We start from the raw sequence: 7,499 nt of genomic DNA on the forward strand, positions 1-7,499 counted from the left end.
CGCACCCACCCCAGGGCATCCCCCCGCGAACCGGTCTCACGCCCCGCGCGCTCGCCCAGGGGTCCGGCCGGGGTCACCCGTGCGGTGACGTGGCCGTCGGCCGTCCGGCCCAACGCGGTCGCCGGGTGCGGGCCGTGAGCACCAGCTGTCCGGCCGGTGTCCTCGGGGTCTTCCCCGCCCGGCGGACCGTGGACCCGGCCCGTGTGGTCGCCCGCGGTCTCCGCCGGGCTCGCCCCGGCCTGGTGCTCCGGCTCGGGTGCGGCGTGGGCGGCCGGGCCGGGGGTGGGGCGTGGTTCCACGTGAAACATCCGGTCCGCCGTCGCCAGCAGCGCCGGGCGGTGGGTGACCAGGAGGACCGTGCGGGCCGTGGTCAGGCGGTGGATCGCCGCAGTCACCTCCGCCTCCGTGGCGCCGTCGAGGGCCGCCGTCGGTTCGTCCAGGAGGACGATCGGGCGGTCGGCCAGGAAGGCGCGGGCCAGGGCCACGCGCTGGCGCTGGCCCGCCGACAGGCCCGTGCCGCCCTCGCCCAGGACCCGGGCCGGGTCGAGGTCGGCCGCCGCCGCGTCCCGCAGCGCGCGGGTGACCGCCGCGTCGTCGGCGTCGGGGCGGGCCAGGCGGACGTTGTCGGCGATGGTGCCCGCGAAGAGGTGCGGGCGCTGCGGGACCCAGGCGATCAGGCGGTGCCAGTCGGCCGGGTCCAGGGTCGTCAGGTCCCGGCCGCCGACCAGGACGCGGCCCGACGTGGGGCGGACCAGGCCGAGCACCACCGCGAGCAGCGTGGACTTGCCGCCGCCCGAGGGGCCGGTCAGGGCGACCGTCTCGCCGGGGGCCACGGTCAGGCTGGACTCGGCCAGGGCCGGGGCCGCGCGGTCCGGGTGGTGGACGGTCACCCGGTCGAGGGTGAGCGCCGGGGCGGCCGGGACCGGGGCTGTGCCCGCCGCCGGGGGCTCGGTCTCCAGGACGGCGAACACCTCCTCCGCCGCCGACAGGCCCTCCTGCGCCGCGTGGAACTGCGCGCCGACCTGCCGCAGCGGCAGATACGCCTCGGGTGCCAGGATCAGGACGACCAGGCCCGTGTACAGGTCGAGGTCGCCGTGGACCAGCCGCATGCCGATGCCGACCGCGACCAGCGCCACCGAGATCGTGGCCAGCAGCTCCAGCGCGAACGACGACAGGAACGCGATCCGCAGGGTGCGGAGCGTGCCGCGGCGGTGGTCGTCGGTGATGGCGCGGATGTTCTCCGCCTGGGCCTTGGCGCGGCCGAAGACCTTCAGCGTGGCCAGCCCGGACACCACGTCGAGGAAGTGCCCGGAGAGCCGGGCGAGCCGCCGCCACTGCCGGTCCATGTGGGACTGCGTGGCCCAGCCGATCAGCGCCATGAACAGCGGGATCAGCGGCAGCGTGACGGCGATGGTGGCGGCGGCGATCCAGTCGTCGGTGACGATCCGGGCCAGCACGGCGACCGGCACCACGGCGGCCAGGCCCAACTGTGGCAGGTAACGCGCGAAGTACCCCTCCAGCGCGTCCACCCCCCGCGTGGCCAGGGTCGTCAGCTCGCCGGTCGAGCGCCCGGCGAGCCACGCCGGGCCGAGCCGGGCGGTGGCGTGGCCGAGGAGCCGCAGCCGCAGCTCCGAGGTGACGGCGGCACTCGTCCGGTGGGCGGCCAGTTGGGTGAGGTAGGCCACCAGCCCCCGGCCCGCCGCCGTGGCGGCGAGCGCGGGCAGCGGTGCGAGCGAGACCTCGGTGACGGCCGTGGCGATCAGCACCGCCTGGGCGATGACCAGGCCGGCGTCGGCCAGGCCCAGGGCCACGGTGGCGGCCAGGAAGCCGCGCGTGGCCCTGGCGTGGCGCAGCAGCCGCGGATCGACCGCCCCTCTGCTCCTGACCGGCTTCATGACGCGAGGTGCTGGGTGCCGATGCGCTTGCGGAACACCCAGTACGTCCAGCCCTGGTACAGCAGCACCAGCGGCGTGGCGACCAGGGCGCACCAGGTCAGGATGCGCAGCGTGTACGGGGTGGAGGCGGCGTTGTCGACGGTCAGGCTCCACTCGGCGGCCAGCGAGGACGGCATCACGTCCGGGAACAGCGCCAGGAAGAGCGTCGCGACGACGGCCGCAACCGTCACGCCGGACAGGGCGAACGCCCAGCCCTCGCGCCCGCGCGCGTTCGCGGCGAGCGCGCCCAGCAGGGCCGCGACGGCGGCGGCCAGGGCGACGGCGCTGCGCCCGTTGCCGCTGTCGGCCTGCGTCCACAGCAGGAACGCGCCGCCCAGCGCACCGGCCGCCACGCCCAGGCCGCCCGCCGCCCGGCGGGCCCGGAGCCGGATGTCGCCGACGGTCTTCAGCGCCGTGAACACCGCGCCGTGGAAGGTGAACAGCACCAGCGTGACCACGCCACCGAGCAGCGCGTACGGGCCGAACAGGTCGAGCAGCCCGCCCGCGTACTCCCGGTCCGCGCCGATGGGGACGCCCCGCACGATGTTGGCGAAGGTCACGCCCCACAGGAACGCCAGGAGCGCCGAGCACCAGAAGATGGCGTGCTCCCAGTTCCGCTGCCAGCGCTCCTCCCGCCGCTTGGCCCGGTACTCGAACGCGACACCGCGCACGATCAGGCAGACGAGGATGAGCAGCAGCGGCAGGTAGAAGCCGGAGAAGAGGGTGGCGTACCAGTCGGGGAAGGCGGCGAACGTGCCGCCGGCGGCGGTGAGCAGCCACACCTCGTTGCCGTCCCAGACCGGGCCGATGGTGTTGATCAGGACCCGGCGCTCGGCGCGGTCGCGGGTGAGGGTGCCGGTCAGGACGCCGACGCCGAAGTCGAAGCCCTCCAGGAAGAAGTAGCCGGTCCACAGCACCGCGATGATGAGGAACCAGAGGTCGGGGAGATGCATCGCTCGCTCCGTTCGCGGCTCAGTAGGAGAAGGCCATCGGCCGGTCGGACTCCGCCCCGGAGCCGCCGCCCGGGTCGCCGCCGATGCGGGTGGGCGGGTTGAGGTCGGAGGCGGTCAGCTCGGGCGGCCCGGCCTTGATGTACGTGATCATCAGCCGCACTTCGACCACGGCGAGGGCGCCGTACAGCAGGGTGAAGACGGCCAGCGAGGTGAGGAGTTCGCCCTGCGAGACGCCGGGGGAGACGGCCGCCTCGGTGCGCAGCAGGCCGTAGACGACCCAGGGCTGGCGGCCGGTCTCGGTGAAGATCCAGCCCCAGGCGTTGGCGACGAGCGGGAAGAGCATGGTCAGCAGCGCGGTCCGCCAGAACCAGGTGGTCAGGAACGGGCCCAGCTCGCGGTCGCGGGTGAGGGCGAGCCGGGGCCGTTCGCCGGGGCCGGTGCGCAGGGCGGGGGCGAGCCACAGGCGGCGCCGGGTCAGCCACAGCCCGGCCGCGCCGAGGGTGGCGGACGCCATGCCGAAGCCGATCATCCAGCGGAAGCTCCAGTAGGCGAGCGGGATGTTGGGCCGGTAGTCGCCGGGGCCGTACTGCTCTTGCAGCGCCTCGTTGATGTCGTTGATCCCGGGCACGGCCTCGGTGAAGTTGTCGTGGGCGAGGAAGGAGAGCAGGCCGGGGACCTCGACGGCTACCGTGTTGTGGCCCTGCTCGACGTCGCCGACCGCGAAGAGGGAGAACGGCGCGGGCGCCTCGGTCTCCCACAGCGCCTCCGCGGAGGCCATCTTCATGGGCTGCTGCTCGTACATGATCTTGCCGAGCCGGTCGCCGGAGAACGCGGTGAGCAGCCCGGCGACGACCATCGTGATCAGGCCGACCCGCAGCGAGGTCCGCATGACGGCGACGTGGCGGCGGCGCAGCAGGTGGTAGGCGGCGACGCCGGCCATGAACGCGCCGCCGGTGAGGAAGGCCGCGGTGATGGTGTGGGCGAACTGGGCGACGGCCGTGTTCTGCGTCAGGACTTGGAGGATGTCGGTCAGCTCGGCGCGGCCGGTCTCCTCGTTGATGCGGTACCCGACGGGGTGCTGCATCCAGGAGTTGGCGGCGAGGATGAAGTAGGCCGACAGCACGGTGCCGGCGGCGACGGTCCAGATGGTGGCCAGGTGGAGCCGGGGCGGCAGCTTGTCCCAGCCGAAGATCCACAGGCCGATGAAGGTGGACTCGAAGAAGAAGGCGATCAGGGCCTCGAAGGCCAGGGGAGCGCCGAAGACGTCACCGACGAAGCGCGAGTAGTCCGACCAGTTCATCCCGAACTGGAACTCCTGGACGATGCCGGTGACCACCCCCATCGCGATGTTGATCAGGAAGAGCTTGCCCCAGAACTTGGTGGCCTTCAGGTACTTCTCGTTCCTGGTGCGGACCCACGCCGTCTGGAGACCGGCGGTCAGGGAGGCCAGGGATATCGTCAGCGGGACGAAGAGGAAGTGGTAGACGGTCGTGATGCCGAACTGCCACCGCGCCAGGGTTTCCGGTGCGAGCGCGAGGTCCACGGTTCTTTCTCTCCTCCGTGGGTGGGCCGGGCGAGCTTGTGAACGTATTCACATTCACAAGCCATTATGACCCACCCGTCGGCCCACCTCATAGGCGGGGTGGGCCACGTCCGGGGACCGGTCGGCCCGGCCGTCGGCCCCTATCGGCCCGTGCGGAAGGCGCCCGCCGTGCGCAGCAGGACATCGTTGGCCGCCGGTTCCCCGACCGTGATCCGGACGCCCTCCCCCGCGAACGGCCGGACCGTCACGCCCGCCCGCTCGCACGCCGCCGCGAACGCCGCCGCCTCCTCCCCCAGCCGCAGCCACACGAAGTTCGCCTGCGAGTCCGGCACCGTCCAGCCCTGCTCCGCCAGCCCGGCCGTCACCCGCGCCCGCTCCGCCACCAGCGCGTCCACCCGCTCCCGCAGCGCGGCCCCGGCGCCGAGCGACGCGACGGCCGCGTCCTGCGCGATCTGGCTCACCCCGAACGGCACCGCCGTCTTGCGCAGCGCGGCGGCCACCGGCTCGTGCGCCACGGCGAAGCCGACGCGCAGCCCGGCCAGGCCGTACGCCTTGGAGAACGTACGCAGCACGCACACGTTGGGCCGCTCCCGGTACAGGTCGAGTCCGTCGGGCACGTCCGCGTCGCGCACGAACTCCCGGTACGCCTCGTCCAGCACCACCAGCACGTCGGAGGGCACCCGGTCGAGGAACTCCTCCAGCTCGGCCCGGCGGATCGCCACGCCCGTGGGGTTGTTGGGGTTGCACACGAAGATCAGCCGGGTCCGCGCGGTCACCGCCGCCGCCATCGCCGCCAGGTCGTGCTCCTCGCCGGCCGTCAGCGGCACCCGCACAGCCGCCGCGCCGGAGACCTGGGTGATGATCGGGTACGCCTCGAACGACCGCCAGGCGAAGATCACCTCGTCGCCCGGCCCGGCCGTCGACTGGACCACCTGCTGGGCGACCCCGACCGAGCCGGTGCCGACCGCCAGGTGGCTCACCGGCACCCGGAAGTGCTCCGCGAGCGCGCTCAGCAGACCGGAACAGGCCATGTCCGGGTAGCGGTTGAACGAGCGCGCGGCGGCGAGGGCCGACTCCAGGACGCCGGGCAGCGGCGGGTAGGGGTTCTCGTTCGACGACAGCTTGTAGGAGACCGGACCCTCGCCGGCCGGGCGGCCCGGTGCGTAGGCGGGGATGCCGTCGAGCGCGGCGCGCAGACGGGGGCCACCGGTGGAGTCACCGGCGGGACCACCGGCCGGGGCGGTGGCCTGGGCGGGGACGGGGTGCTGAGAAGATGCGGCCATTCGCACACCCTAAGAGCAACCGGGAAGCCGCGCCCCGGCCGGGCGTGTCCGCGAGGCCGACCGGCGCGCGACAGCGGCCGTGCGCCTGTGGCGTGCGCGGTGGCGCGCTACCCCCGTGGGAGTGAGGCGACGCCCGTTGAAAGCGGCGCGGCCATGCGGGGCGAGCGCTCGTTCATTCCTTCCGTGACAGGTTCACGACCCCAATCACCTTCCCTTCCAAGGTCCACACCCGCCTCCGCCGTGCAAAAACGTACTGTCACGCGCGCGTCCGGAAGCCGCCGTAGCCCGGCGCGGCCGGGCCTACGATCAGGTCGCCATGACAGCAGCGAAGCATCAGGTGACCCGGACCTCCGGTCGCCGAACAAGCGGACGCGCCGGCATCCGGGATGTCGCCGCGGCCGCCGGTGTCTCGATCACGACTGTCTCCGACGCGCTCAACGGCAAGGGGCGGCTGCCCGAAGCCACCCGCCGCCACGTCCGCACCGTCGCCGACCGCCTGGGCTACCGCCCCTCCGCCGCCGCCAGAACCCTGCGCACCGGCAAGTCGGGGCTGATCGGCCTGACGGTCACGACGTACGGCGAGGAACCGTTCACCTTCACCGAGTTCGCCTACTTCGCGGAGATGGCCCGCGCCGCGACCTCCGCCGCCCTGGCCCGCGGCTACGCGCTCGTCATCCTCCCCGCCGCCTCCCAGCACCGCGACTTCGACGTCTGGTCCAACGTCGCCCTCGACGGCACCGTCGTCATCGACCCCGCCGACAACGACCCGGTCGTCACCGAGCTGGTCCGCCAGGGCATCCCCGTGGTCTCCGACGGACGGCCGGGCGGCAACCTGCCCGTGACGGCCTGGGTGGACAACGACCACGAGGCCGCCGTCACCGGCCTGCTCGACCACCTCGCCGCCGCCGGCGCCCGCCGCATCGGCCTGCTCACCGGCACCAGCACGGACACGTACACGCGCCTGTCCACCACCGCCTACCTCAACTGGTGCGAGCGCGCCGGACAGGACCCGGTCTACGAGGCGTACCCCGCGCACGACCCCTGCGCCAGCGCCGTCGCCGCCGACCGGCTGCTGGCCCGCCCCGACCGGCCCGACGCGGTCTACGGCCTGTTCGACCCCAACGGCACCGACCTGCTGGCCGCCGCCCGCCGGTACGGCCTGCGCGTCCCCGACGACCTGCTCGTCGTCTGCTGCAGCGAGTCCAGCGTCTACGCCACCACCGAGCCGCCGATCACCACGCTCTCCCTCAAACCGGGCCGCATCGGCACCACCGTGATCCAGCTCCTCATCGACGCCATCGAGAGTCCCGGCGGCCGGCCCCAGGGCCAGCAGGTGATGCCCACCGAGCTGATCGTCCGCGCCTCCTCCCACCGCCCGCCGCACCTGACGGCGCACGCCACCGTGTCGGCTCCGCGCACACCGCCCCCCGCTGACCAGTAGTTTCGGGAAAGTCAGCCCCCGGGTGCCTCACAACCGGGCACCGGGATTCCTATGATGGGCGAATGGCACGGCGACCAGGCCGGTCTGACAGGTCGCAGAGCTTTCAGGCGCGCGTAGTGGTGGAGGGGTCGATGACTCAGGGGGCCGGTCAGGGACCGGACGTATGGCACGGCGCGCAGCCGGGCGTGCCCGCTCCGCACGCGCAGCAGGCCGTGCCGGTGCCACAGGCACCCCAGCAGGTGCCGCAGGCACCTCACGTGCCGCCCGCGTCGCCCGCGCCGGACGTCTACTCCCCGACGCTGCCCGACCTGCCGATGCCGGCCGTCCCGCCCCCCGTCCCCGCCG

General features: G+C 73.6%; 5 protein-coding genes and 1 pseudogene. 2 read left to right on the forward strand and 4 right to left on the reverse strand.

The genetic code is table 11. The annotated features are described in order from the left end of the window. From cydD to hisC, 4 genes are all read right to left on the reverse strand, one after another. Nucleotides 1–1,895: thiol reductant ABC exporter subunit CydD (gene cydD, locus ACSNOC_RS26305; RefSeq protein ID WP_436750069.1), on the reverse strand; the 1,895-nt coding region annotated here is incomplete at its 3' end. Continuing rightward, nucleotides 1,892–2,887 (reverse strand): cytochrome d ubiquinol oxidase subunit II, encoded by a 996-nt coding sequence (cydB, locus tag ACSNOC_RS26310; RefSeq protein ID WP_436750070.1) that lies wholly within the window; start codon nt 2,885–2,887, stop codon nt 1,892–1,894. The genes cydB and cydD, both read right to left, overlap by 4 nt. Nucleotides 2,888–2,906: 19 nt before the next feature. After that, nucleotides 2,907–4,430: a cytochrome ubiquinol oxidase subunit I gene (locus ACSNOC_RS26315; RefSeq protein WP_436750071.1), complete on the reverse strand. Its 1,524-nt coding sequence runs from the start codon at nt 4,428–4,430 to the stop codon at nt 2,907–2,909. A gap of 140 nt (nt 4,431–4,570) precedes the next feature. Beyond that, nucleotides 4,571–5,713, reverse strand: a complete 1,143-nt coding sequence (gene hisC / locus ACSNOC_RS26320; RefSeq protein WP_436750072.1) for a histidinol-phosphate transaminase — start codon at nt 5,711–5,713, stop codon at nt 4,571–4,573. Between the two features lie 316 nt (nt 5,714–6,029). Between hisC and ACSNOC_RS26325 the strand changes: the two genes are divergently transcribed. Both ACSNOC_RS26325 and ACSNOC_RS26330 read left to right on the forward strand, forming a co-directional pair. Further along, entirely contained in the window at nt 6,030–7,154 is a 1,125-nt protein-coding gene (locus ACSNOC_RS26325; protein ID WP_436750073.1) for a LacI family DNA-binding transcriptional regulator, read from the forward strand. 131 nt (nt 7,155–7,285) lie between these two features. Beyond that, nucleotides 7,286–7,499: pseudogene (locus ACSNOC_RS26330) on the forward strand (serine/threonine protein phosphatase); the annotation flags it as partial.

This window comes from Streptomyces sp. URMC 129 (assembly GCF_051386415.1).
GTDB lineage: Bacteria > Actinomycetota > Actinomycetes > Streptomycetales > Streptomycetaceae > Streptomyces.

Coding starts and splice junctions, on each gene's coding strand:
- cydB (WP_436750070.1), bottom strand. CDS start 2,887: ATGCATCTCCCCGACCTCTGGTTCCTCATCATCGCGGTGCTGTGGACC.
- hisC (WP_436750072.1), bottom strand. CDS start 5,713: ATGGCCGCATCTTCTCAGCACCCCGTCCCCGCCCAGGCCACCGCCCCG.
- ACSNOC_RS26325 (WP_436750073.1), top strand. CDS start 6,030: ATGACAGCAGCGAAGCATCAGGTGACCCGGACCTCCGGTCGCCGAACA.